17 protein-coding genes are annotated in these 24,888 nt (G+C 49.2%); 9 read left to right on the forward strand and 8 right to left on the reverse strand.

Translation table 11 applies throughout. From position 1 onward, the window contains the following. Positions 1 to 396: 396 nt before the first annotated feature. Together MKZ24_RS28185 and MKZ24_RS28190 are read left to right on the forward strand one after the other, a co-directional pair. The gene (locus MKZ24_RS28185; protein ID WP_340788947.1) at positions 397 to 1,314 is read left to right on the forward strand and encodes an ArsR/SmtB family transcription factor; all 918 of its coding nucleotides are present in this window, start codon (positions 397 to 399) and stop codon (positions 1,312 to 1,314) included. Between the two features lie 520 nt (positions 1,315 to 1,834). Beyond that, a complete protein-coding gene (locus MKZ24_RS28190; RefSeq protein ID WP_340788949.1) occupies positions 1,835 to 3,232 on the forward strand; it encodes a SpoVR family protein in 1,398 nt (465 codons plus the stop codon). Between the two features lie 291 nt (positions 3,233 to 3,523). Here the strand turns inward: MKZ24_RS28190 and MKZ24_RS28195 are convergent, their stop codons facing one another. From MKZ24_RS28195 to MKZ24_RS28220, 6 genes are all read right to left on the reverse strand, one after another. Then, positions 3,524 to 4,456 carry a VanZ family protein gene (locus MKZ24_RS28195; RefSeq protein WP_042234274.1) on the reverse strand — a complete coding sequence of 311 codons (933 nt, stop codon included), beginning with the start codon at positions 4,454 to 4,456 and terminating at the stop codon, positions 3,524 to 3,526. Between the two features lie 273 nt (positions 4,457 to 4,729). Continuing rightward, positions 4,730 to 6,682 carry an ABC transporter permease gene (locus tag MKZ24_RS28200; RefSeq protein WP_042234270.1) on the reverse strand — a complete coding sequence of 651 codons (1,953 nt, stop codon included), beginning with the start codon at positions 6,680 to 6,682 and terminating at the stop codon, positions 4,730 to 4,732. Beyond that, the gene (locus tag MKZ24_RS28205; RefSeq protein WP_042234268.1) at positions 6,657 to 7,427 is read right to left on the reverse strand and encodes an ABC transporter ATP-binding protein; all 771 of its coding nucleotides are present in this window, start codon (positions 7,425 to 7,427) and stop codon (positions 6,657 to 6,659) included. Before MKZ24_RS28205 ends, MKZ24_RS28200 begins: the two co-directional genes overlap by 26 nt. A gap of 141 nt (positions 7,428 to 7,568) precedes the next feature. Next, positions 7,569 to 8,564 carry a sensor histidine kinase gene (locus MKZ24_RS28210; RefSeq protein ID WP_042234266.1) on the reverse strand — a complete coding sequence of 332 codons (996 nt, stop codon included), beginning with the start codon at positions 8,562 to 8,564 and terminating at the stop codon, positions 7,569 to 7,571. Then, on the reverse strand, positions 8,561 to 9,259 hold the full coding sequence (locus MKZ24_RS28215; protein ID WP_042234264.1) for a response regulator transcription factor: 699 nt from the start codon (positions 9,257 to 9,259) through the stop codon (positions 8,561 to 8,563). Before MKZ24_RS28215 ends, MKZ24_RS28210 begins: the two co-directional genes overlap by 4 nt. Positions 9,260 to 9,314: 55 nt before the next feature. Beyond that, on the reverse strand, positions 9,315 to 10,235 hold the full coding sequence (locus MKZ24_RS28220; protein ID WP_231637814.1) for an AraC family transcriptional regulator: 921 nt from the start codon (positions 10,233 to 10,235) through the stop codon (positions 9,315 to 9,317). A gap of 459 nt (positions 10,236 to 10,694) precedes the next feature. On the opposite strand from MKZ24_RS28220, the gene MKZ24_RS28225 reads away from it, so the two are divergent. The 6 genes from MKZ24_RS28225 (at position 10,695) to MKZ24_RS28250 (ending at position 22,528) form a co-directional block, all read left to right on the forward strand. Further along, positions 10,695 to 11,861: a GntR family transcriptional regulator gene (locus MKZ24_RS28225; protein WP_042234262.1), complete on the forward strand. Its 1,167-nt coding sequence runs from the start codon at positions 10,695 to 10,697 to the stop codon at positions 11,859 to 11,861. 218 nt (positions 11,862 to 12,079) lie between these two features. Then, positions 12,080 to 14,377 carry a helix-turn-helix domain-containing protein gene (locus MKZ24_RS28230; protein WP_042234260.1) on the forward strand — a complete coding sequence of 766 codons (2,298 nt, stop codon included), beginning with the start codon at positions 12,080 to 12,082 and terminating at the stop codon, positions 14,375 to 14,377. A gap of 257 nt (positions 14,378 to 14,634) precedes the next feature. Next, complete coding sequence (locus MKZ24_RS28235) at positions 14,635 to 15,624, forward strand: ABC transporter permease (RefSeq protein WP_331281909.1); 990 nt, start codon at positions 14,635 to 14,637, stop codon at positions 15,622 to 15,624. Between the two features lie 2 nt (positions 15,625 to 15,626). Then, positions 15,627 to 16,526, forward strand: coding sequence for a carbohydrate ABC transporter permease (locus MKZ24_RS28240; protein ID WP_231637813.1), 900 nt, complete (start codon positions 15,627 to 15,629; stop codon positions 16,524 to 16,526). A 72-nt stretch (positions 16,527 to 16,598) separates the two neighbouring features. Then, on the forward strand, positions 16,599 to 18,185 hold the full coding sequence (locus MKZ24_RS28245; protein WP_442950507.1) for an extracellular solute-binding protein: 1,587 nt from the start codon (positions 16,599 to 16,601) through the stop codon (positions 18,183 to 18,185). 146 nt (positions 18,186 to 18,331) lie between these two features. Next, a complete protein-coding gene (locus MKZ24_RS28250) occupies positions 18,332 to 22,528 on the forward strand; it encodes a sugar-binding protein (RefSeq protein WP_340788960.1) in 4,197 nt (1,398 codons plus the stop codon). Here MKZ24_RS28250 and MKZ24_RS28255 read toward each other — a convergent pair. Together MKZ24_RS28255 and MKZ24_RS28260 are read right to left on the reverse strand one after the other, a co-directional pair. Then, positions 22,525 to 22,986 carry a flavodoxin domain-containing protein gene (locus tag MKZ24_RS28255; RefSeq protein ID WP_042234254.1) on the reverse strand — a complete coding sequence of 154 codons (462 nt, stop codon included), beginning with the start codon at positions 22,984 to 22,986 and terminating at the stop codon, positions 22,525 to 22,527. The two genes, MKZ24_RS28250 and MKZ24_RS28255, sit on opposite strands and share 4 nt — an antisense overlap. A gap of 144 nt (positions 22,987 to 23,130) precedes the next feature. Next, a complete protein-coding gene (locus MKZ24_RS28260) occupies positions 23,131 to 23,718 on the reverse strand; it encodes a TetR/AcrR family transcriptional regulator (RefSeq protein WP_042241978.1) in 588 nt (195 codons plus the stop codon). Between the two features lie 159 nt (positions 23,719 to 23,877). Between MKZ24_RS28260 and MKZ24_RS28265 the strand changes: the two genes are divergently transcribed. Then, a complete protein-coding gene (locus MKZ24_RS28265) occupies positions 23,878 to 24,594 on the forward strand; it encodes a hypothetical protein (protein ID WP_340788962.1) in 717 nt (238 codons plus the stop codon). Positions 24,595 to 24,888: the final 294 nt, after the last annotated feature.

Genomic DNA, 24,888 nt, shown 5'->3' on the forward strand with positions numbered 1-24,888 from the left:
ACGTTATTCGTGATTTTCAACTTTGTGGTATACAAAATAAAATTACCGCTCAACTGAACCTAATATTGTTAACAAAAAAGTTAACAATAAGTTATAATGTTCAATATCCGCTAAATAAGACTCACTAAAGAAATTAACAAAAAGCAAAAGAAGCGGAGGGGAAATTTGGAACTGTAGGAGCGGTAGCGACCGCCTGAAAGCTTTCCGCAGGAAAGCTCGCTACGGAAGCATACCCAGTCACCGGATTTCCACCACGAACAGCGGATTGGATGAAGAAATCTGGGGACAACAGCGGCCGGAAGTCCAAAGGTTCACCGCAGTGACGACGAAGCTTCAAGTTCAATACTTAAGTGCGTCTTATATAGAAGCTATATTGATCCCGATGAGGAGGTACTTATGTTCTTAGAACTCGATGAGAATGGTATTTCTGTTTTGAAAGCACTGGCCTCTGACACAAGAGCTTCCATTCTCAAACTATTGTTACATACACCACTTACGGTCAGTGAGCTCGCCAAAAAGCTAAACTTAAGCAAAGCTATCGTTTCACGCCATATCCGGTTACTGGAGGACGCCAAGATCATCAAGCTCCAGGACAACTTAGAGGTTACTGATAGCCGAAAGAAGAATTTCATTCTTGCTGTTGATCATATTGCCCTCAACTTACCGAAGAAGCTCCATCTTCCTTTTAATGTAATTACTAATGAAATTAAGCTCGGATACTATTCTAATTTTTCGGTCACCCCTACATGCGGATTAGCCAGCCCCGCCAAAGTAATCGGAAAGTTAGATGATCAACGGACCTTCGTATCCAATGACCGGATCGATGCTTCCTTACTTTGGTTTGCCGAGGGCTTCGTTGAATATATGATTCCGAATGAGTTCAACCACAATTTCACTGCAGAATTATTAGAGTTATCCTTAGAGCTCTCTTCAGAGTTTCCTGGTTCCAACAATAATTGGCCAAGTGATATCGCTTTTTATATCAACGATGTTTTTTTAGGCACCTGGACGGCTCCAGGTAATTTTTCAGATGTGCGCGGGAAATTAACACCAGCCTGGTGGGATAATGAACTAAGCCAGTACGGCCTTTTAAAGCATTTAAGAGTCACCAAGAAAGATACTGGAATAGACGGTCAAAAAATATCATCGGTTACCCTTGCCCATTTAAAGATCGAAGATTCCCCCTTCATCAAGCTGAGGATTAGTATTGATGATCATTCTAAGAACAAAGGTGGACTTACTATTTTCGGGGAGCACTTTGGAAATTATTCACAAAATATGCTACTTAAAATATTCTACACCGAGGTAGAATAATAAATATTTAGGCTGGCTTCGAATCTCCAAGGGGTTTACGCAAAAGGCTCTCCATGAACGATGTACATCGTTTTGGAGAGCTTTTTTATGGATAATATTCTGATACAATATAAGGACAAACCAAATTCGAGGTGCCAGCCATGCAATGGGAAGAGGTTCGGAAGATTTATCCCAATCAATACGTCAAGCTGCAAATCCTTGCATCACATACCGGACGGCGTGATTGTGTCACATACCGCAAATGATGAACTGAAGGTTGAGATACTTCAACAAGCTCAAAAGGATCGCAGAGATGGAATTTCCACATACAGTGACAGCGAAGAGGAGTTTGCCCAGTTACTGAACAAGACCCAGAACGAATAAATAGCCTAACCTCTTTGCGTATTCGCTGTGGGATAGGCTATTTTTTGTACAATAACTCATCTGCCCTCTCATGCCTCACTCTTCCCCATCATACTCCCTCCCCTCCGCCCATATACATAAGAAGAACGGTTCACAAGCTGGAAGGAGAGATGGATGCATGCCCGGTGATGAGATTAAAGCGCTGGAACGGGCGATTGCCGAGATTACGGAGATTGCTACCGGCTTCGGCCTCGATTTTTATCCGATGCGTTATGAGATATGTCCTGCGGATATCATTTATACCTTCGGTGCCTACGGGATGCCCACCCGGTTCGGACATTGGAGCTTCGGTAAGACTTTTCATAAAATGAAGTCGCAATACGATTTCGGCCTGAGCAAAATTTACGAGCTCGTCATTAACTCGAACCCGTGCTACGCCTTCCTGCTCGACGGCAACTCCCTGGTGCAGAACAAGCTAATCGTAGCCCATGTGCTGGCGCACTGCGATTTCTTCAAGAACAATATGCGATTCTCGATGTCCAACCGGGATATGGTCGAGAGCATGGCGGCCACCGCCGACCGGATCAACGATTATTCCGTCACCTATGGAACGGATGCGGTAGAGAGCTTCATTGATTCGGTGCTGGCGGTCCAGGAGCATATCGATCCCAGCCTGATCCAGCCGCGCAAGCTCGGCAAGACCCATCTGCTCGAAGCCAAAATGAAGGAGCGCAAGGACTTCCCGCCCGGCGGTCCCGGACCGGCACATGCCTACAGCGAGCTGTGGGATCTGGAAAAAAGCCCGGATGCCGATACCCCCGCGCCGGAAACCGCCGGCAAACGCACCTTCCCGCCCGAGCCGGAAAAGGATATTGTCTGGTTCATCCAGCAGTATTCCACCGCTCTGGAGGATTGGCAGCGCGACATCATGACCATGCTGCATGACGAAATGCTCTATTTCTGGCCGCAGATGGAGACCAAGATCATGAACGAAGGCTGGGCTTCCTACTGGCATCAGCGAATTATGCGTGAGCTGGATCTGACAGCCGAAGAGACCATCGAGTACGCCAAGCTCAACTCATCTGTAGTACAGCCCTCACGCCAGAGTCTGAACCCGTATTACCTGGGACTGAAGATCTTCGAGGACATCGAACGCCGCTGGGACCGCGACAAAATATTCGAGGTCCGTGAACTGGATTCGGACACCTCTTTTATCCGCAGCTATCTGTCGAAGGAGCTGGTGAGTGATCTCGACCTCTATGTCTTCGAGAAGAAAGGTCCGGAATGGAAAATCACCGACAAAGCCTGGGAAAATGTGCGTGATCAGCTTGTGCTGGCCCGGGTTAACGGCGGCTCCCCGTACCTCGTCGTCCAGGATGCCGACTATGAGCGCAACGGGGAACTGCTGATCGCCCACCACTATGAGAGCATCGAGCTGGATCTGAAATATCTGGAGCGCACGCTCCCGCATATCTACGCCCTCTGGGGCCGCACCGTACATCTCCAGACCGTCGTGGAAGACAAAAAAGCCCTTTTTACCTATGACGGCAAAAAGGTGCAGCGGAAGTTTATGTAGGTAACGTGTATATGCTCGACTAACAAGCCGCAGGCTGATTGCGAAATGCAATTACTCTGCGGCTTGTTTGAAAATATAAGAATTTATACGTTGCAAATGATAACTTATCCTTCTATTTCTCGCTGAATGGGTACCGTCCTTTATGAGGACGGCGAAGCCGTTTCTACTTGTCGTATTAGACTTCGAAGTCAAACCGTCTACCAAGCGGTATCTGAAAATCCTTAAACACATTCGACTGCACGCTATCCTGCTCCGAATATAAGAGTTCAGCTGTAAGCCTGGGCTATGAACTTAGTTCCAGAAATATTGCATCTTCTTATACCCGACATCCCATATTTTCAATTCGCCCTTAATCGTGAGCTTCAACTCGTTCCCCGGCTCGAGGGGTATCCAGAATGGAGACGGGTACACTTCCGGATTACTCCGCTGATATTCTCCAGAACCGGTCAGGATCTCCCTGCCATCCAGGGTCATACTGATGCTTCCGGAATAATCTGTGGGTTCAGGGTTTCCGTAATTGAAGGAGAAAATCGTCTGTCCCTCAGACTTGTACGTGAACGTTCTGGAATCTCCGTCTTCAGCGCCATATAGGTTATAGCGGAGCGGTATCTTCTGTCCGTTGATTTGAATACTGTCCGGTTTAGCGGATGAATTGCCCGAACTGTCCGTCCATTCAGTGATCGCCGTAAACGGACCCTCTACTTTAGTTATTATTTTGTCTACCACCGCCCCTAATCCCCATAAAGCTATAAAGAGAACCAACCCCGATATAGCCGTTGCCACCAGATTGCGCCCGAGGCTGCGGGAACGAAAACCAAGCTTGTAGGCCCCAAAACCGAGGGCTGCTCCAATCGTATTCTGAAGCGCGTCGTTGATATCGAAGCTGCCCAGGAACGTAAGGGCCTGGATTGTTTCCAGCACAAGAATCCCTATGAAGAATAAGGTGATGAACCGGACGAAGCTGACCCGGTACAGCCATGGAATCAATATACCGAAAGGAATAAAAGCAATAGTGTTCCCGAAACCCACCATACTCATTAGGCTGGGATGCAGAAGATCAGCTGGAGACGGCAGCTTAATGAAGTTGTCAGGCATAAAAATAAAGGTGTAGCCAAGCGAGTGGTCATACGATTCTCCTCTGCCGAAGGCGAAGAACATAAAATAAAGAACAAGCAAGGTATACAATACGGTTATGGTTAGAAGAATCTTGCGTTGTTTAGCCATGGTTAACTCCTTTGCGGGATGTATATTGTTAAACTGAACTGACGGGCACATTGTACCACATCTTACAATCACCTGCTAAGTGGTTTCATGTAACCCTCTAGTCTAACCTTCATCCTCCTCTGACACTGCGCCGCCGGGGGTCTCGAAATATACTCCAGCGCAATCTCAGCAATCTCCTCTGCCGTCAGGTTCTCTCTTAGAAGCTGCTCAAAATAATCAATACTTCGTTCGATCTCCCTGCTGTAATTCAGATGCGCCACCAAATCTTCCTGTTCAAACCATCATTTTCTTCAGACTGCGTATATATCGTGATTTCACAATGATGAAAAAGACGCTTTGCAGAATCAGATACCCGGCAAATGTGATCAGTACCGGCTTGAGCACATTCATTATTCCCGTCTCCAGGATAGGGCTGATGACAACCAGACTCTGAACGGCAGCCACCACAATGGGTATATAGAAGAGTATCGCAATCTGTTTGGTTGCCGATGCTGACATTTCACTTGTGCTTAGCCCGATCTTGGATAACGCACGGTACATACGAATATCTGCAGCCAGATCACTATGCAGCTTGAAGTATAAAAAACTGGCCGATGCAACCGAAAAAATCAAAGCAACAAAAACACTGACGAAACTGAGCATGGCTGTACTTTGTTTAAGGAGCCAATAATTAGCGGCGCGTGAAGTTAAATCGAACACCTCATCACTTTCCCCTTCCATCCCGGTATTCCATTGTCTCAGCTCGGTGCCTACGATGTTCTCCTGACTGTCGATGGAAGGCAGTGAACCTGTATCCCATGCCGGAACCTTATAGTGATAACTGATATAAGGTCTGACCTCCTTTCCCTCTTCAGCCGATCGGGCTACTCTTACCACCTCCATCCACTTCTCCGGCACAATCAGCACAGGAGCAAATGAACTGATGAACCCAATCGATTCTGTAGTAACGCTCTCCTTGACATAGAGGGATACGGCGGGCTGTTCAGCCAAGGTCACCATTTGGTCACGGATATAATCATTCTTCTCAACCTCTGGCGACGCCAGAAGAACTACTTCATTTGAGCCCAGTCTGGTTACGACCGGGAGACCAGCCAAAGGCGCAAGCTCATTATATTGGGCAAGCCCGATCAGATACAAGCCGTTCTCACGCCCCCCCTCATCCTGGACCGAGGCAGAGAGCAAGTCGGTTCTCTTCTCCGTGTACTCCACACCCGCTGCCTTAAGCTCCTGGTGAATTTTGCTCCGGTCCGGATCTGCCGATGTGGTCCGGTAATACGTTTGGGTGATGGCAAAAGGTTTCCCGTTGTACTCTTCTCTTCCGGCCTGAATGATGGACAGAACATACCCTGCCCCCATACTAGCCAAGGCTGTGACTACTGTAATCATAAATAACATCCGCGAGTTGTCCCGCAGTTTATAGCTCATTTCTGAAGTCCACAACAGCCGCGTACCACGCCAGGTAGACCTGCGGCTGCGCTTAAGCAGACGAATGAAAACAACAGACAGCTGGGAGTAGAACAAATAGGTGCCGGTAATTCCCGCAATAGCGGCCGAAATAATAGCAGAGGGACTGAGTTCAATCCGCAGGGCATAAAATCCGATAATCAGCAGCACTACGCCAATTAAGGACAGAAGGACGGAGGCTTTTGGCTGTTTTTTCGGTTTAACATTTCCCTGAAGCAGATCCAGTACTTTGTTATTGCGGATAAGCAGCAACGTAAAGATGGAAATAAACAGAAACAAGGAGACGAAGGACAGGGAGGTGACCCGCATTGCTTGGACAGGCCAGTAGAAAGGTAAATCCTCAATTCCAATTGTCCTCGTGCTGAGCAGCAGAAATAATTTGGAGAGAAGCATCCCCCCTGCGATTCCGGTTACAATGGCAACAATGCCGATCAGCATATTCTCAAGGAAGATTAGCCGGTTAATCTGGTTTGGCCGGGCACCCAGGATGGTTAGAATCCCAAACTCCAGATTACGTGATTTCAAAAACGTTCCGATGGAATACAGTACGAAGAAAAAAGCGAATACATACACAATGTAGGCTGCGACCTGCATACTCGTTACCGCCATGGGACCCATATCCTGACTCGCAATCCCGGGATGATAAATGAATACGGAATAAGCAAAAAACACCATGACCATAAAAGAACTGCTCAGGAAATAAGCAATATAAGCCCGGGCGTTACGCCGTACATTATTAAACGCGAATTGAGGAAAGCTCATGACTATTCCCTCCCCAAAACGATAGTGTGTCGATAATTTTCTGGAAAAAGGCCTGACGGTTATCGCCACGGTGAATTTCGGCAGCCAGCTTGCCGTCCTTAATGAAGATGATCCGGTTACAGTAGCTCGCTGCCTGCGGATCATGGGTAACAAGCAATAGCGTGGTGCCTTGCGTACGGTTAATGTTCGCCAGCGATTCCATAACGATCCGTGAGGAATTAGAGTCCAGGGAACCGGTTGGCTCATCAGCCAGGATCATCGCAGGAGAAGTAATAATTGCGCGCGCAAGAGCAGTCCGCTGCCGCTGTCCGCCCGATATCTCATAGGTGCGTTTATTCAGGATATCCTTAATGTTAAGTTGTTCAGCAACCTTCTGCAGCAGAGAATCCATCTCGCTTAGCTTACGGTTGTCTAGGGTAAGAGGAAGCACGATATTCTCAGCTACGGTTAATGTCTCTAGCAGATTGAAATCCTGAAAGACAAAGCCGAGTTGTCTGCGGCGGAAATGGGCCAGATCTTTCTTATTCAGCTTATAAGGATTATTGCCGTTGATATTCACCTCTCCGGAGGTGGGCTGGTCGATAGTGGATACCATATTTAGAAATGTGGTTTTACCGCTGCCTGAGGGTCCCATGATACCTACAAATTCCCCGCTCTCAACACTGAGATGAATATCTGTAAGTGCCTGGGTCTTCACTTTGCCGGGATATACTTTATTCAGTCCTTTGACTTCCAATACGATCACTGAAATCATCCTTTCCTTAAGGAAACAAGTGTTTACCTGTGTGTTGGTCTTTATCCTTGTTCCAATGTACAGGATGAGCTATTCCGCTGCTATGGTTTTACCTTAAGGCTATCTTACACATCGCTTAAGGTTATGTTCGGTTTACTGTGCAGGGGCTTGGCCGTTAAAAATAATCCGCACCGCAGTTCCTACTCCGGGCTGGGATTCCAATTCGACGGCATGTCCCAGTCTGGTGCAGATTTCCTTAACCAGATAAAGTCCCATTCCGGTGGACTCATGGTATTGACGCCCGCGTTCACCGGTAAAATATGGGTTGAATACCCTTTTTAAATCCTCGGGAGAAATGCCGATACCCTGATCTGAAATCTCCAGAACTGTATCCTTGCCGCGGGGGTGTGCAGAGATCGTCACCGCTTTGCCGGAACCGACCGTGTAATTGACAGCATTGGTCAAAATTTGGCCCAGCATGAACATCAGCCATTTGGCATCGCTGTATACATGGGTCCCGGCATCAACCAGAATATTCACGGAGACCCCCCTGCGGATAAATAATCTCCGGTTCCCGGATACCGCATTGGCGACGGTCTTGCGGAGGGACAATAGTTCTACTTGAAAATCATTCTCAAAACGTTCCAGACGGGAGGTATGGATGACCATTTCCAGTCCTTTGCGCAACTTCTCCACCTCCTCCTGAATACTGCCGGCGGTTTCGTCCTCCAGATCCTGCAGTATGAGCTGTATGACAGAGATAGGGGTCTTCATCTGATGCACCCAGCGGTTAATGAACACAATATGCTGGTCCATCTGCCGGATATGCCCATTCATCTTCTCCTGATACTGGCGGTCCATGTTCTGTAGTAACTCATGAATGGCCTCGGGAAGCGCAACATCTCCAAGGGGGGTCAAATCATCCGCAGAGAAGTTACGTGGAGTGCTTAACAGCTTATATAACCTGCGGTGTTGAACATAACGGTAACCGAGGTACAGGAGAAGAATACTGCCGCTCAGGAGTACACCGTATCCTATGATCACGGGAGGCCTGTTCTCGCCTGAGATCCAATACAACACCGGAACCAGGAGCACTTGCAGCAGGTAGAAGAGCAGCAGAGGAAGCTGGTCCTTCCAGAATAATCTCATGGTGCTTTCCCCGTTAGATTCAGAAGATAGCCGGCGCCCCTTACCGTTTCTACAACATCTCCCACGCCAAGATCCTTGAGCTTCCTGCGGACACGTGTAATATAGACATTCAAGGTATTATCATCAATGAAATGCTGGTCCTCCCACATAAGATCCAGCAGCTTCTCCCGGGTGACCACACGCCCCTCCTTCAGCAGCAGCGCTTCTATCAGGATGGCCTCCTTCTGGGTCAATTCCATGGATTCCCCGGCATACTGGATAGTATAACGTTCAGGAAACAGGGTTAGAGCGCCTGAATGTAGTGTACGCTCCCCCTGAATTTGTGCATAAGAACCATAGGCTCTGCGCAAATGGCTGCGGATTTTGGCTAAAACGACTTCGTAGTGGAACGGTTTGGTAATATAATCATCGCCGCCGTTCTCCAGCGCCATCACCTGGTCCATCCCGCTGTCTCTAGCCGAAATGAACAGAATTGGACAAAGCGAAATTTGGCGGATCTGGCGGCACCAGTAATAACCGTCATACTTGGGCAGATTGACATCCAGCAGCACAAGACCGGCAGCGCTTTCCTTAAAGGCTTCCAGCACGTTAGTGAAGTCTTCAATAATGATGGTATGATAATCATATTTAGAGAGGTATGCACTCAGCAGCCCTGCAAGCTTGGCATCATCTTCAATGATCAGGATTGTTTCCATAGGTCCCCTCCTTTGTCCGTTATACAGTAACACAGGCGGGGAAAATCATGCAAAATCAGCCCCTGCTTCCCGGCCGCTCCACTACAGGAACATAGATCTCCATCACCGTATCCACCCGCGCATGACACCGCTCGTCATAGAACTCGAAGTTCAGCTTGCCCTTGGCGTGCTCATATCCGCTTTCCGGGAACCAATCCTCAAAGATATGTCTCCACGTACTCTTCACCACCTGGGCAAAAGCGTCCGGATTCGCCTCATCGGTGGCATCCACCGGAGGCGTAGTAAACACGGCATACTGCGCAGCAGGCACAACAGCCGTAAGCATATCCTCAGCCACAAGGCTGAAATCATCGACAATGACACCCAGCAGGTAGACGGCATTGCCGCCGCCTTGCGCCGGGACACACAAACCGACCTCACCGTGCTTCGGCGGGTTCAACAGGGCATACATTTTGTTCTCCAGATTATCTCCGTCATAGCAGTACCAGAAGGAAGCGACATCCTGCGTATAACTCCCGGACTCCACGTTCGTCTCTATGCCATAACCAGCCACCTTAAACGCCGGTTTGCTCACCATCACGGGCTCCCTAATATAATCCCCGATTTGGTACACCGATCTGTCCCGGAGATAGCCGTCCATCCGTGCCGCATACTGCGAGGGACTATAGCCGAAGGCCTTGCGGAAGGCTTTGGCGAAACCGCCGGGAGTCTCAAAACCATAATCCAGCGCGATATCCATAATCCGCCGCCCGTTAAACAGCTCTACTGCTGCCAGGGACAGCTTCCGGCTGCGCACATATTCCATAACCGGCATCTCCCGGCACTGGCTGAACATCCGGCAAAAATGATACAGCGAATACCCCACCTGGGACGCGATGTCTTCCGCCGTCAGGTTCTCCCGCAGATGCTCCTCAATATAATCAATACTCCGCTCGATCTCCCTGCTGTAATTCAGGTGCTCCACCAGCCTTTCCATGACACATAGCTGATTCCATTATAACAACCGGCAGCCAGCGGGTCTGTTCCTAATTTGCTGCTTTTCATGTTACTTCTCCGTTTTTTAATGATTTCCCCATTATCCGATCGGGTCAGAGGCAAGCTTGAAGGTGAACACCTTATACGGGTTTATGCTGAATGCTGAAACGCCGTCACGTATCGTGATGCTGCGCCCTGTGGCCTCCTCCATCAAATCTGTCTCAGTCAGCCTACTCTCCTAGCTGAATAAAATGTTCGATTCTTTTGGCAAACGGTATATTGGATTCCTCCAGATTAAGTTGTATATTTGTATATAAAAAGTAATATATATACGAGACATTATACATATGCATGCACCATACGTAAGTAAGCAATTAGTAATGATTTTTCAGCTTTACTTCTGCTTTTTTAACTTATATATTTGTATATACCAATATACAAAAGTGTGAAAGGGAAACAGATGAAGGAGCCAAACAAACGAATTCCAATCTACCTGCAAATACGCGAATACATCACTGAACAAATCCGCCTCGGAAGCTGGAAGTCGGGAGATACGCTCCCCTCGGAGAATGAGCTGGCCCGGTTGTTCCAGGGGAGCCGGATTACGGTGAAGCAAGCCTTGAAGACACTTGTCGAAGAAGGAGTTGTATACCGGGTTCAAGGAAAAGGAAGCTTTGTGGCAGAAGGCGCGGATAGCATTATGCAGGCGATGGACAGCCCAGTCTCCATAAACTCATTCTCGCTCCATCCAGTGGCCGGAGCGCCACAGTATGCGGGAGAAAGATTATCAGCCCCCCCGTTCATAGCCTTTATTATTCAAAACACGTTGGACTCTATATGCTCCGAGCTGCTTCTTGGCATTGAAGCAGCAGCAGCCGATGGAGGCTTCCGGGTCCTGTTCATGAACGCCCGGGAATCCCGGGAACGGGAGCTCGCTATGCTGAAGGAAGCTGTCCAAAGCGGCGCCAAAGGTATTATTTTGTTCCCGGTTCATGGTGAAACATATAACGAGGAAGTGCTTCGTCTGACCATGGAGCAATATCCTGTCGTTGTACTGGACCGTTATTTGCGCGGCGTGGAGACCAATTGTGTCTGTTCAGACAATGAGAACGGAGCATATCAGGCAGTCTCCTACCTGATCAGCAAGGGACACCGGAGAATTGGCTGCATCTCGTCCCCTGTTCTTGGCACAACCTCGCTGGAGGACCGGCTTCACGGCTATGAGCAGGCTTTGGCCGACAACCTTATTCCGGTGGATCACGCTGCCCGGCTGTTCGAACCTACACCTGAAGGCATTATCAATTTCCTCAGGACTCAGACTACCCTTACCGGGCTGGTGGCCTTCGACAACGTACACGGCTCCCTGATTATGAAAGCTGCTGAACATTTGGGCATCCGAATTCCCGAAGATCTTTCCCTGGTCATATTCGACGATTATTCCTACCCGGAACTGTTCAGGGTTCCACCCACTGTTATCGTACAGCCCTTTCGGAAGATGGGGCAGGAAGCCGCTCTGCTCCTGATGGAGTTGATTCACAGCCCCCAAGCAGAACGCAGACGCATCACCCTTCCGGTTCAGCTGATTGAGCGGAAATCAGTGGAGAATCCGCCTTCCAGCCCCCGGTAATAGCCTGAGCCAGTCCAGCGGATGGAAAGACTCTCTGGCTACCAGCTGCAGCAGAGAGTCTTTTTTTCGTTCATTTTAACCCTCCGGCCTGCGACTTTGCTATTGTTAATATTTAATACGAGTCTGCTCCGCTGGTACATCTATTTGAAATGTTATCGGCGTTTCATCTCATCACGCTTTATGATCATGGAATTTACAACTTTTGAGGGGGCGCTGAAATGAAATCCAGTTTCACAGGCAGGGTAATCCTTATTTACGGCGGTCTTCTGCTGGTGGTCATATCCATGACCTTCCTCTTCTCTTACATGGGAACCGTCAGAGGGCTCCGCAGCCAGTTGAAGGAAACTAATTTTGCACTTTTAAACCAGATAAATCAAAAATTAGAACTTTCCTTCAAGCAGACGGAAAAGGATTTGCTGCAGTTGACCAATGAGCTTGAATTTGTCTATTTCATGAACAACGTCTATAAGGATGATGCGCAGAGATATGCCAATTTTTATGGGTTGGACAGTAAGCTTGGGACGTTCATGAACCGCAATCTGCAATTTTCATCCATTTACGTTTACTCTCATGTAAGCGGTGACATTCTCACCCAGCAAAATTACATCAGTAACGATGGAACAGAGGACCAATGGCTTACCCAATATCTGAATATGGATGGTTACTTCAAATGGCTGCCTACACACCAGATTTCCGACGGCATGGCCTTGGAGGATGTGGTCACCTTGATCCGCTCTTATCCGGCATTAAGCAAGCCGGGCTTCCGCACCGGGCTGCTGGCAGTAAATATGAAGGAAAGTGTGCTCTACCAGATGATTCAGGATATTTACCAGGATGGAAACAAGGGGCAAACCTTCGTTATTGACCAGCAGGGTCAAGTCGTTACCCATAATGATAAATCCAAGCTGCACAGCTCCTTAAAGGATATGCCATATCTTGAAAACGTACTGATTGGCCCGGATGCCGGTTCCTTCAGCATCAAGCCGGAGCAGGAAAAGCAGATGGTGTTTTATACAACCTCGACTTACACAGGCTGGAAGATTGTCAGCATTGTACCGGAGGACCAGATGTACCGCCCCCTTACAGTGACCCGCAATTTGCTCCTTGCTTTTAGCGTACTGATGTTTGCAATTGCGCTAATCATTCTTTTCTACGTCAGCCGCAGAACTTTCCGTCCTATGGACGCATTGATTGGCAAGCTGTCCGGCAAGTATCGGCCTGTGCAGGCTGGACGGTTTGACGGCACTCCCCATAAGGGATTGTCCTATCTGGACGATGTCATCGAGCAAATGTTTTTGGATCGGGAAGGTCTGGAACAGCAGGTGAGAGATGCCAAGCCTATGCTGAAATGGCGAACCGTGATGGATATATTGACCGGTTACCGGACTGTATATTCGACGGTGATCCCTCATCTGGAATTTACAGGAGTACGCTTGTATCCCGAATGGTTTGTCGTGTGCACCGCGGAATTCGGCAAGGAAGGCGGAATTTCCCCACGGGATGAAATTCTCTATGCCTATGCGCTATGCAATGTGGCCGAGGAAATTATCTATAGAGAGAACGCAGGTGTGGCCATTGATCTTGGAGGTTGCCGGGTTGTTATCCTATTGAGTTTCTCGGAGGGAGACGAGGCACAGAATCATCTGCGTGCCGCCACACTGCTGGAGCATATTCTGGATGTAATGAGCAAACAAATCGGGCTGGTGGTCACCGCAGGTGTAGGGAGATGCTACCGGGAGCTGGGCAACGTTCCCCGCTCTTATGAGGAGTCCAAGGTTGCATTACGCTACAAAATGGTAACCGGACCCCAGACCGTCATCTCCATTGAGGATTTGCAGCCCCTGCAAAGCCAGGATTATTATCAATTTCCCCAGCGAATTGACCGCATTCTGGAAGCCCTTAAGCAGGCAGATCGGGACAAGCTTCAAATGCTGGTTCAGGATGTCTTTATGTCAGCGGTCAAGAACAATGCTCCGCCAGAGCTTTTCAAGCAATTATCGTTTGAGCTGGTCATGAGAGCCATGCAAATGATAGACTCCATCGGCATTGACGTCAATGAGATCCAGGCGGAAATCGGCACGGCACACGAGGTGATTCAGAAATCTGACAACTGGAGGCAAACCGAGGAATTGGTAAGTACTTTGCTGCTCCGGCTGTTGGGGGCTATAGAAGAGAAACGGATGCAAAGGGGCAAAAATGATACCATTGACCAAATACTGATTTATATCCGGCAACATTATCAGGATAGTGATCTGTCCCTAGACAAGCTAGCTGATGAATTCCATTTGAATCCTGCGTATATTAGCCGGCAGTTCAAAGAGCATGCCGAAGGCAACTTCATCGACTACTTGATCGAAATCCGCATCAACGCAGCCAAAGAGCTTTTGAAGGATAAAACCGTCCGGATTTATGACGTATCCGAGGCAGTCGGCTATACCAACAGCCGGAGCTTCATGCGCAGCTTCAAGAAGTACACAGGTCTTACACCAACGGAATACCGGGAGCGCTTCTTGTAAGAGAGGCCATCGCAGAGTCCTGCCTGATATCACGGCAGGGCTCTTTGTATTCACAAAAAGCCTTACGGAATAAGGCTTGTGAGGAGCACACTGCAAAAATGGATACCATAGTAGAAAAATGAAACCTTCCATTTGTCAAAAAAAGCGACGTTCGTCATAACGAATCTGTATCCAGCCGCCTGTCATGCCAGTAAGATTAATTCTGCGAGGGGGCCCCTCAAACATATAAATGCTGTGGTTTGGAGAGGATGCGAGAGATGAGAAAGCAACAGTCGTTAACTGCTATAGAGGCTTCCGTTTCACCGGAAGCCCTGACAATGCGTGCTTCCATGGCGAGAAAAAAATTCAAATGGAAGCGTATTAAATATGATAAATCCCTGTACATCATGCTCCTGCCCGTAATTGTTTTCTACCTGCTGTTCAAATATTCACCGATGGCCGGTGAAATTATTGCCTTCAAAAACTACCGGTTTGCCGATGGCATTGTAGGAAGCGACTGGGTAGGATTCAAGCATTTTCGGATGCTGTTCGAAAGCACAGACTTCTGGCGCGTATTCCGCAACACTCTGCTGCTCAATGTGTACAGCCTCGTTGTAGGCTTTCCGGTCCCGATAGTACTGGCTCTCCTATTGAATGAAATTCGGTTGGAAGGCTTCAAACGCCTGATCCAAAACCTGCTGTACATCCCGCACTTCATTTCCTGGGCAGTGTTGGGTGGAATCCTGATTACTATGCTGTCACCCAGCACAGGGGTCATTAATCTGATTCTGCAGCATGTATTCGGCATGGAGCCCATCTACTTCATGGCCAGTTCCAGCTGGTGGCCGGTGGCATACACTGCTTCCTCCATCTGGCGGGAAGCTGGCTGGGGAACGATCCTTTACCTGGCTGCCATGTCCGCTATTGATACACAGTTGTATGAAGCAGCCAAGATTGATGGGGCCAACAAGCTGCGTCAAACCTGGCATATTACCTTACCGGGCATCCGCAGCACCATTGCCATCCTGCTTATTCTGCGGATGGGCAGCATGATGGATGTGGGATTAGAGCAGACCCTTTCGCTGCAAAATGACTCTGTACTAGATGTAGCTGATGTCATCAGTACCTACGTTTTCCGGGTAGGACTGCAAAATATGAACTACAGCTATACGACAGCCTTGGGCTTATTCCAATCCCTGATCAGTCTGATTCTTGTTGTTGGTGTGAACCGGTCGATCCGCCTGTTCGGGGAAAGGGGGCTATGGTAATCATGATGAAAAGAATGATGAAAGATGCCTCGCCGCTGGCTCTTGCCGGCAGCCTATTGAATTATTTGCTTCTGGGGCTGCTGTCTCTCCTCACCTTATATCCTTTCTGGTATGAGATATCCGCATCCTTCAGCAGCAGCAGAGCCATTACTGCCGGAGAGGTATACTTTTGGCCTGTAGAGTTCAATGTACAAGCATACCGTAGGCTGCTCGAGGATGGCCAACTGCTCCACGCCATGGGTAATACGGTCATCGTAACCTTAGTGGGCACCGCCTTAAACATACTTATGACCATTCTGGCAGCTTATCCCTTGTCCCGTAAAAGGCTGTATGGCCGGGGACCGATTCTCTTGTTCATCACCTTCACCATGATCTTCATATCCGGAATTATTCCCAATTTTATTCTGATCAAGAACTTGGGAATGATGGATTCCTACTTGGCCTTATGGTTGCCGGGGCTGATCAGTACCTACAACATGTTCGTCATGAAAAGCTTTATGGAAGGGCTGCCGGAGGAAATTGAGGAATCCGCCTCCATTGATGGAGCTGGAAACTGGCGTATCCTGATCCAGATCATGTTGCCCTTATGCAAGCCAATTATCGCGGCGTTGTCCCTATTCTATGCTGTGGGATGGTGGAATTCCTATTTTAACGTCATGCTCTATATTAACAGCTCCAAGCTCCAGACCTTGATGCTCAAGCTTTACCAAATGATCAAGCAGGTGGACGAGAGTCTGCTGAACAGTGGAGGCGGCAGTGAAGGGGCGACCGCCGTCATCCTGACACCGGAAGGAATCAAGGCAGCTTCCGTGGTTATAGCCATCCTGCCGATTCTATGCGTTTATCCATTTCTCCAGAAGCATTTTGTCAAAGGTGTATTAATTGGCTCCGTTAAAGGCTGATATCATTGAAGAAGAGCTGCAACAGCTGCCTTCTCTTGATATATAAAAAATTTTTTTAAGGGGATGAAGCAATTGGCAACATTCAAGAAAGCCGCCTTAACAGTAGTGATAGCCTGCCTGGCGGTATCAGCTCTGGCAGCCTGTGGTTCCGACAAGGATTCAAGTGCCTCGACAGCGGGTGGGACAAGCCCCTCCTCGCAAGCTTCAGCCAAGAAAGAGATCAGCATTTCGGTCTTTGATCGTGGCGAAGTGCCTGCTGAGGAGGGAAACTATGAAAGCAATCGTTGGACCAAGTGGATCAATAACAATGCTCCTGCGACTGTCAAGTGGGTGCCGGTTCCCCGGAACGAGGCCCAGACCAAGCTGAATACACTGATTGCTTCCGGCAGCGCTCCAGACCTCATCTGGGAGTACGACCGCAACTACATTGCCCAACTGGTCAATCAGGGTGCGATACAGCCTATAGATTCTTATATAGAGAAATACAGCACCTCCTACAAAAAATATTTGGAGGAGCATCCGGAGCTCGACTCCTATCTTACCTTTGACGGAAAAAAGTACGCCGTTGCCAGTGTGCGCGGCGTCGAAAGCATTGCCAATCATGGCATGTGGATCAGACAGGACTGGCTGGAAAAGCTGGGACTCAAGACCCCGACAACCGTAGACGAATTGATCGAGGTAGCCAAGAAATTCAAGGATGGTGACCCGGACGGCAACGGCAAGGCGGATACTGTGCCGATCGTGTTCAACGGCAATGGCGTACCGATTATTAGAGAATTATTTATGGCATCGGAGAGCCAGTGGTATGTAAACGGCGACAAGCTGGAATACGGCAGAGTAACCGACCGCTATATGGACAGTCTGGCCTTCCAAAAGCAGCTTTTCGACGGCGGTCTGATTGACAAGGAGTATATCACAGATAAAAACTTCCAGAGATCCATGCAATTCTGGACGACGGGCAAGGCAGGCATTATGCTGGGGTCCTGGAATATGGAAGCCGAGTTCCTTGATTTGAAGAAGAATGTGCCTGAGGCCAAGATGACAGCACTGGAATCCCTTTCCACCCCATATGGCAAAAGCGGCTTGTATCAGGAGGCATCACCGGGTATCTTCGTATCATTTAACAGCAATCTCAAAGAGGACAAGATTGAAGCAGCCTTCAAATTTCTGGATTGGATGATCGACACTGGCTGGAAGCCTCTGAAGTACGGAGAGGAAAATGTGCATTACAAAGATGTAGACGGTGTACCCCAGATTATTGATGCTGATAAATTCCGCAAGGAAGTTACTTTTGCCCGGGAGCTGCCTATTGTCAACCAATATGAGCAGAAGCCGGAATGGTTCCCGGTCATGGCGGCCTCCGACGCCTTGTCCCAGGAATACGCCAAGGAAAAGGCCAACTCCCTGACACTGGCCATGAAAAATACGTACCGCCGGGATATCGCTTACGGTCCGAGCCAGCCGGAGGTCAGCCAATTGATTGCCACCTTCGCTCCGATTGCCCAGCAAATTGAGGCCAAGGTCGTGACAGGTGGGACCTCCATGACTGCAGAAACCGGCATTGATGAAATCCGCAAGGAATGGAAGCGCCTGGGAGGCGATGCCGTAGAGAAGACGGTCAACGAGTGGTATCTGGAGAACAAAAACCAATTAAAATAATTTCATGCAGAAGCTGCGGAGCGGGTCAGCTTGAATGGCGGCTTGCTCCGCTTAAATCGGAGTACATCCACCCATGTTTCTGAATTTGCCTTATTAACTATCAGTCTATTATAGGGAAATGGGGTTACAGCATGAGAATTCATTGCATGAAGTATATAAATTATCATTCAAAAAAACTGGCAGCGCTCCTTGCGGCAGTTCTCCTTCTGATGAGTGCGCTGCCCGCCTATGCGGCAATCGATCGGTTATATACTGCACCGGCTGGAGCCACCGCTACGACCCCTGCGGACAATCTGTTCCGTTTGGCAGATGGCACGCGGGAATTCGTTTTGCTCGACAGTACTGTAACGGCGGGAGTTTACCAGTATTTCGTGCTGTCCAAAAATAATTACGGCGCCAGCACCTTTGATCCGGACAACACTGCAAAGTTTGATGTAAGCGATACCAATAATATCGCCTACTGGTTGAATCATGATTTTATTGACCCCAGCTCCACAAGCTCTGTCAAGCTGGAGCCAGCTATCGTCAACCATATTGACTTCCAGCATCAGTGGCTGACTGAAGGCGGCAATGTTAATACGACCTATACACAAGACTTCACCACGACGGCCGGCGTCGCCTTGCTGTCCCAGACCGAATATGCCCAGTATGCCTCAAAACTGGGATATAAGGATAATATGACCGCCTGGGGCTGGTGGCTTCGTTCCGCACGAGGCAAAAATGTGGGCACTAACATTGTACTGTGCGTGCCATCAGGTGGACTAGGAGAAACCTCCGGTGCTGAAGCCAAAACCACTAACATGATCAGACCGGCCTTTTTCCTCAAGGATAGCTTCTTTGGCACTGTAAAGCTGGATGTATCTACCATGGGCAGCAAGGTGAAGCAGGTGCTGCAGGACCACTATTCCATCGAGCAGCTTCGCCACATCGGCTACACCGAACGGGAGCTGGGCCTTATCGGCTTCGATGTGCCTGAGATTGTCGAGGTCAAGATGGCCCGGACAGACCGGGTATATAGCCCGGATACCGTATCCTATTCGGTCTATTTCACCAATAATACGGAGCATTCGGTAAATTACAGCGTCTATCATCAGATTGCAGGCGGACCGCTGGAGGAACAAAGCATCATGGTTACGGCCTCTCAATCTTTGGTGAAAACCATCATGCTGCCTCCACAATTAAATGGCATCCATTCCCTTCACGTAGAGGTGAAGGAGGCTCAGCGCCAGGTGGTCAGCTTCGATTCCGCCACCTTTGCGGTGTTTCCCGATTACGAGCGGCAATTCGGCGATGATCAGTCCTTGTTTGGAGTAGCCACCCACTTTGATCAGAGCAACAAAACGGATGCCGCAGACACACTTTTGATGGACAGGGCGGGTATCCGCTATATCAGAGATGGTATATCCTGGAACAAGGTGGAGAAGGTAAAGGGTGTTTTTGATTTCACCCAGACCGACAAATGGGTGAATGACGCCGTCTCCAAGGGTATGCAGATTGTTTCACTGCTGTGCTTTTCCAATTCGCTATATAATGGCGGACAGGATGTAAAGGTCGGACCCGCCACACAAGAGCAGCTGGATGCCTATGTCAACTATGTGGAACAGGTGGTAAGCCGTTACAAGGGAAAGATCAACACCTTCGAGCTGTGGAATGAGCCCAACATCAGCTTCTGGCTGCCGGAGCCCAATGTCAGTGACTATGCGCGTCTGGTGAAATCCGCTTCGCTGGCCATCCGTAGAATCAATCCCGATGCGGTGATCATTGCGGGCAGCGTAGCCAATCAGAACGGTCCCCAGTACTTGGATGACATGTTCCTGCAGGAGGTATATCCCTATATTGATGCGGTTTCCTTCCATCCATACATCTATCCTAACGATCCGGATACAAGCTATGAGGCCAAACTGAAATCATATACCGACATAACCAAGAAATACGGAGCCTGGAAAGACCAAAATATTACTGAGGTGGGCTGGCCAACCTCTACCGATGCCAGAGGCGTCAATGAAGAGCAGCAATCCGTCTACCTGACCAAGCAGTTTCTGATCTCTTCCGCCAATGGTATTAGGCAGAGCGCCATCTATGATTTGCGTGATGACGGTACCAACCCTGCGTATACTGAAGACAACTTCGGCATCGTGCGGATTGACCGGATGCCCAAACCAGCCTTGATTTCCTTTCAGCAGCTCAACAGAGCCTTGGCAGATGCCTACTTTGTCGGTGAAATGAATTCAGGAAGCCAAGTGAAATCGTATTTGTGGAAAAAGGAACAGGAATATGTTATCACTGCCTGGTCCTTGACAGGCGGGAGCCAATCTATTGCTTTGACCGGCAATCTGACGCAAACCGACTACATGGGCAATCCGCTTCCATCCCACAGCTCCGGCAACAGCTATACCGTTGGCTCTTCTCCGGTTTATTTTACCGGAATTGACCCGGCTTGGGCCAAGGAGCAGTTGAAGGTATTAGCGGTAAGCCTCCACCAGAATTGGTTGGCGGAATGGGGTAGCTCCTTATCCGCAGCCCCGGCTCTCCAGAGCCAATTGCAGAGTCTGTACGCGAGCGGCTTCGGCAGCGGTGCATACGCCGAGATCAAGGCTTTGGCAGATCAATATGAGCTGCTGGGCCAAGGCATCGTGGAGGAAGCACAGGCGGGAACCTTCACCATGGAGAATGCGATGAGTATGCTATACGCCTATCATCTGGCAGTGAAGCCTTTGGAGGCATTGATGCAGGACTCACAGAACCAGCCGACGCTGACCGCCTTGTCCTCCACTGCTGAGCTTGTGAATACGAGCAGCCTGATCCAGGCCAAGCTGCAGAATATTTCTGGAGGCAGTCAGTCATTTGCCCAGGAGATCATGCGACATGCCCGTGAATGGAACGTGAAGGCAGCTACCTACTTGCAGGCTGACCGTCCGGAGATGGCGCTGGCCTGGGATCAGACTGCCGGGCGTTTGGCGCGTTGGGCTGCCAAGATTAGCGAATTCGAGGCTGCAGAGCCAACAAACTTGCTGCTGAGCAGCTATCCCTCCAAGGTGTCCTTGTTCGAGGGAGGATCGGCCTCGATCCAGGCTGCCGTAACCAATGCAAGAGGAGCGACGCTGTCCGCCAAGGTTAAATTAGTGGAATCAGGCGCAAACCGAATCATTGCCGAAACAGAAGTATCCGTTGAGCCGGGGACAAATATGCAGATTCCCTTCACTATTCATTCTTCTGATTTTCAATTAAGCAGCCCCTCTTCTCTTGATCTGATATTGGAGAATCCAAACGGCGAAGTACTGCGAACCAAAGCTATTCCCGTGAACATTGCCGAAAAGGTGAGTTATAGCCTGAAGCCTAGTGGGCAAACCATGGATCAGCTCGACAGTATCACGGTCAACTTGAACAATCTATTCACTGATGTGCTAAGCGGTACTGTTGAAATTGACCCTCCTCCAGGGTGGATCATGGATGCCAGCAAACCTTATAGCCTGAGTGCCGGAGAGATTCAAGCGGTGACCTTTTCCGTAAGCTCGGTCCGCAACCAACCGCTACACGAATATTCGTTTGCAGTCCGGGTGAAGGACACCGAGGGGAATCTGCTAAAGTCCGCCATACTGCCCTTGAGCTTTGCGGTAATGGTGAGGGCGGAGCAGCCCTTGACAACAGCAGGCTTTGACGGCAATCTGGAGGCTTGGAAGAAAGCCTATCCCATCTACCTCAATCCGCCTGCCGATCCCCTGTCCGCCGAAGCCTGGCAGACTAGCAATGTGGCAGCCAGAATGTATACTCAATGGGATGAGGATGCCTTGTACGTGCTAGCCCAGGTGTATGATGATTACCAGTTCAATAATAAATCGGGTATGAATATCTGGGATGGAGATAATGTGCAGATCAGCATCGACCCCTTGAACGACAAGGCCACCAAATACAGCACGGATGATTACGAATATGGTTTTGCTTACACCGGAGCAGGCAATGAGGTGTATTCCTGGCAGGCAGCAACGGCATACGGCCAGAGCTACGGGCAAAAGCCATCGGAATGGGTTCAGGTGCTGCGGGACGAAGCGCTCAAGCTGTCCACATACTTGATCCGGTTGCCCCTGGCTAATATGACGCCTCTTCAATTGCAGGAAGGGACCGTCTTTGGCTTTAACGCTGCAGTCAATGACGCAGATATATTGAACCGGGAGCGCTTGGTCGAATTTACAGGGGGCACTGCCACCAGCAAGAACCCCAGCCTATACGCCAACTGGCAACTGAGCGGGGTGGAGCCGGACTTTCAGGCATCAACTGTCTATAGCATTGTTATCGACAGCCTGACCGGAGGCAGCATAACCGCAAGCACTGCAGCAGCCAACTAGTCCACTTTAGACTTATTTACAATTTGAAGAGACGCACCAGCCGCAAATGCACGGGCATCCTCGAAATCCTGCTCATCGGGATGCCCTTTTTTATCCAGATTGAAGCCCAGCGGACTGAACTCCCCGGGACAGTGGAACTCACCGACGACGTTGCAGCCTTTGGCTGCCAGCTTGGCCTGGACCTGTGCTTTGTTCTTGAATTCCCCCGACCCGGATGTGCAGAAAATAAAGACGTTCTTATCCCGGAGCGGCATCTTCTTGATGAACTTGGTCAGCTTCCGGTGGATTTTGGAGGCGTAAATGCCTGAACCTAGACCGATCAGATCATATCCGGACAGCATCTCCGGCTTAACGTCCTCCACTTTGGCCAAATCTGCACCCAGCACTTCAGCCATAGCAGCTGCAATCCTGTGTGTATTCATACTGCGGCCTGACCGGTAAATAATAATTGTCTTCATAATAGCGCCTCGATTCTATATATTCATAATATGAATGAACTTAATTATATTCATTCATCACTAGCTAAAATAAAATGTCCAGTACATTCCCTGAACATTTAATAATGTATTCCGCCTCCGGCCAAAAGATGCCTGATGCTCTTGTCAGGACTGTGTATCCGTCAAGCCTTTCATGATAAACTCGACCAAATAATCCAGAATCTGTGGAAAATAGCTAACCCCGATCTCTTCCTTGTGGATGTCAATATACGGCACGGAGTTGAACAAGGCAAGAATCATGCCGTCCTCCAGATCCTCTCTGATCTTCCCTTTGGTCTTCCAGTACCGGATTAATTCCAGCGTACCGCTGTTCATCATTTCATGAATACCCTCTATTCCGCCATGCTCATAGAATTCCTTCTCCAGCTTGCTGAATAGAGCTTTGTTGTACCATTCCTTCAGGATTGGATTACTATGGATTCCGCTGTAATTAAGCGCCATGATTTCTTTGAGCACCTTGGCAGGCTCATCGTCCAGATTAACCGAAGACTGCAGGATGCTCCGCTTCAGCTTCTCGTTCTCCTGCAGATAAATATCGATGAACAGCTTCTCCTTCGAGGCGTAATAATTGTAGAACGTGCCTACGGCGAACCCGCACATTTTGGTGATGTCGGAAATATTGGTGTCCTTGAAGCCTTTGGAGCTGAACAGCTCTTTGCCGCATCTGAAAATCTCAGCCTTCTTATCTTCCATCCGTAAGCCCTCCGTGCCTGAGTGAATAATATTTAATTCATTCATAATGTAGCACAGCGCTGCTGTCATTACAACACACTTTTAACTCCCCTGAATCGTATCACTTCAAGGGTGAGATGAATAGGCTGTTGTAATTAATTGAATAATGGAGGTACCCTCATGACCTTTGAGAACGAATATCTGAACAGTCAAGCTTATCCATCCGCCTATCCTTATGCTCCGCGTAACACTTCCTTTCCTTACTCGCATTATTACCATCTGGTCCGCTCAGAACCCGGTCACACCCTTACGGCAACAGAAAACCAAAGTGTAAAAAATGAATTCGTAAAAGGGCATATGAACGCAGATGTCGGCAGCGGGCAAGGGATTCATGTAGATGCCGGAGGTGAAGTAGGCGGTAAACACGGCATCGGTGTAAATGCCGGCGGGAATGTAGCATACACCGGCGCTGGTATGCATGCAGGCGGCCATATCGGCAACACTTCTTATGGAATCCAGGCACAAGGTAACACCCATCTGGACAGCGGCCAGGGTCTTGGACTTAATGCAGAAGCCCAGGCCTTCGGCAAATACGGCCTTGCTGCCCAGGCAGCTACCCAGCTGGGCGGCGGCCAGGGAGCCAATTTCCATACAGGGGCGCAAGCCGGAGGTGAACACGGTCTGAGTGCAGAGGCCGGCGGTCATCTGGGCTTAAGTCAAGGGGCCGGACTCCAGACCCAATTGCAGCTCGGCGGTGAGAATGGGCTCGGTGCCCAGGCCAAGGCGCAGCTCGGCGGAGGTCAGGGCGCAGGCTTAGGCGTTACCGGACAGGTAGGCAAATATAACGGACAATTAGGCTTTACTATTGGCGGCAAGAATCAGGAGGCCAAGGAGTAACCGGGCCGGAGGTTTGATCCGCCCCTGACTTTTAGTGCAGGAGGGGGCGGTCAGCCCCTATTCTCCGTGCGCCGGTATACATACGGACAAGCGTGAAGCATATAAATTATACTTCAATTGGAAACGGCTTTACCGCCCTTTTTCAAGACTATACCTCGTCCGCTCAACATCTGTTCAGTAACAGTATCTGTATATGAAAGTTCCGCTGAGCTTTAGCAGAACCGCCAGCGACTTTCAGAAGGATCACTGAGCTGGCTGTAGGGCTGGAAACCAGCTGTTCCCACAAGCAAGTGG

Source organism: Paenibacillus sp. FSL R7-0297 (genome assembly GCF_038009025.1).
Taxonomy (GTDB): Bacteria; Bacillota; Bacilli; order Paenibacillales; family Paenibacillaceae; genus Paenibacillus_AQ.

What these genes read in the sequence shown, in the direction of transcription:
- MKZ24_RS28225 (WP_042234262.1), top strand. Translation starts at nt 10,695, where the DNA reads ATGAAGGAGCCAAACAAACGAATTCCAATCTACCTGCAAATACGCGAA.
- MKZ24_RS28240 (WP_231637813.1), top strand. Translation starts at nt 15,627, where the DNA reads ATGATGAAAAGAATGATGAAAGATGCCTCGCCGCTGGCTCTTGCCGGC.
- MKZ24_RS28260 (WP_042241978.1), bottom strand. Translation starts at nt 23,718, where the DNA reads ATGGAAGATAAGAAGGCTGAGATTTTCAGATGCGGCAAAGAGCTGTTC.
- MKZ24_RS28265 (WP_340788962.1), top strand. Translation starts at nt 23,878, where the DNA reads ATGACCTTTGAGAACGAATATCTGAACAGTCAAGCTTATCCATCCGCC.
- MKZ24_RS28230 (WP_042234260.1), top strand. Translation starts at nt 12,080, where the DNA reads ATGAAATCCAGTTTCACAGGCAGGGTAATCCTTATTTACGGCGGTCTT.
- MKZ24_RS28255 (WP_042234254.1), bottom strand. Translation starts at nt 22,986, where the DNA reads ATGAAGACAATTATTATTTACCGGTCAGGCCGCAGTATGAATACACAC.
- MKZ24_RS28220 (WP_231637814.1), bottom strand. Translation starts at nt 10,235, where the DNA reads ATGGAAAGGCTGGTGGAGCACCTGAATTACAGCAGGGAGATCGAGCGG.
- MKZ24_RS28215 (WP_042234264.1), bottom strand. Translation starts at nt 9,259, where the DNA reads ATGGAAACAATCCTGATCATTGAAGATGATGCCAAGCTTGCAGGGCTG.
- MKZ24_RS28200 (WP_042234270.1), bottom strand. Translation starts at nt 6,682, where the DNA reads ATGAGCTTTCCTCAATTCGCGTTTAATAATGTACGGCGTAACGCCCGG.
- MKZ24_RS28250 (WP_340788960.1), top strand. Translation starts at nt 18,332, where the DNA reads ATGAAGTATATAAATTATCATTCAAAAAAACTGGCAGCGCTCCTTGCG.
- MKZ24_RS28235 (WP_331281909.1), top strand. Translation starts at nt 14,635, where the DNA reads ATGAGAAAGCAACAGTCGTTAACTGCTATAGAGGCTTCCGTTTCACCG.
- MKZ24_RS28210 (WP_042234266.1), bottom strand. Translation starts at nt 8,564, where the DNA reads ATGAGATTATTCTGGAAGGACCAGCTTCCTCTGCTGCTCTTCTACCTG.
- MKZ24_RS28190 (WP_340788949.1), top strand. Translation starts at nt 1,835, where the DNA reads ATGCCCGGTGATGAGATTAAAGCGCTGGAACGGGCGATTGCCGAGATT.
- MKZ24_RS28195 (WP_042234274.1), bottom strand. Translation starts at nt 4,456, where the DNA reads ATGGCTAAACAACGCAAGATTCTTCTAACCATAACCGTATTGTATACC.
- MKZ24_RS28185 (WP_340788947.1), top strand. Translation starts at nt 397, where the DNA reads ATGTTCTTAGAACTCGATGAGAATGGTATTTCTGTTTTGAAAGCACTG.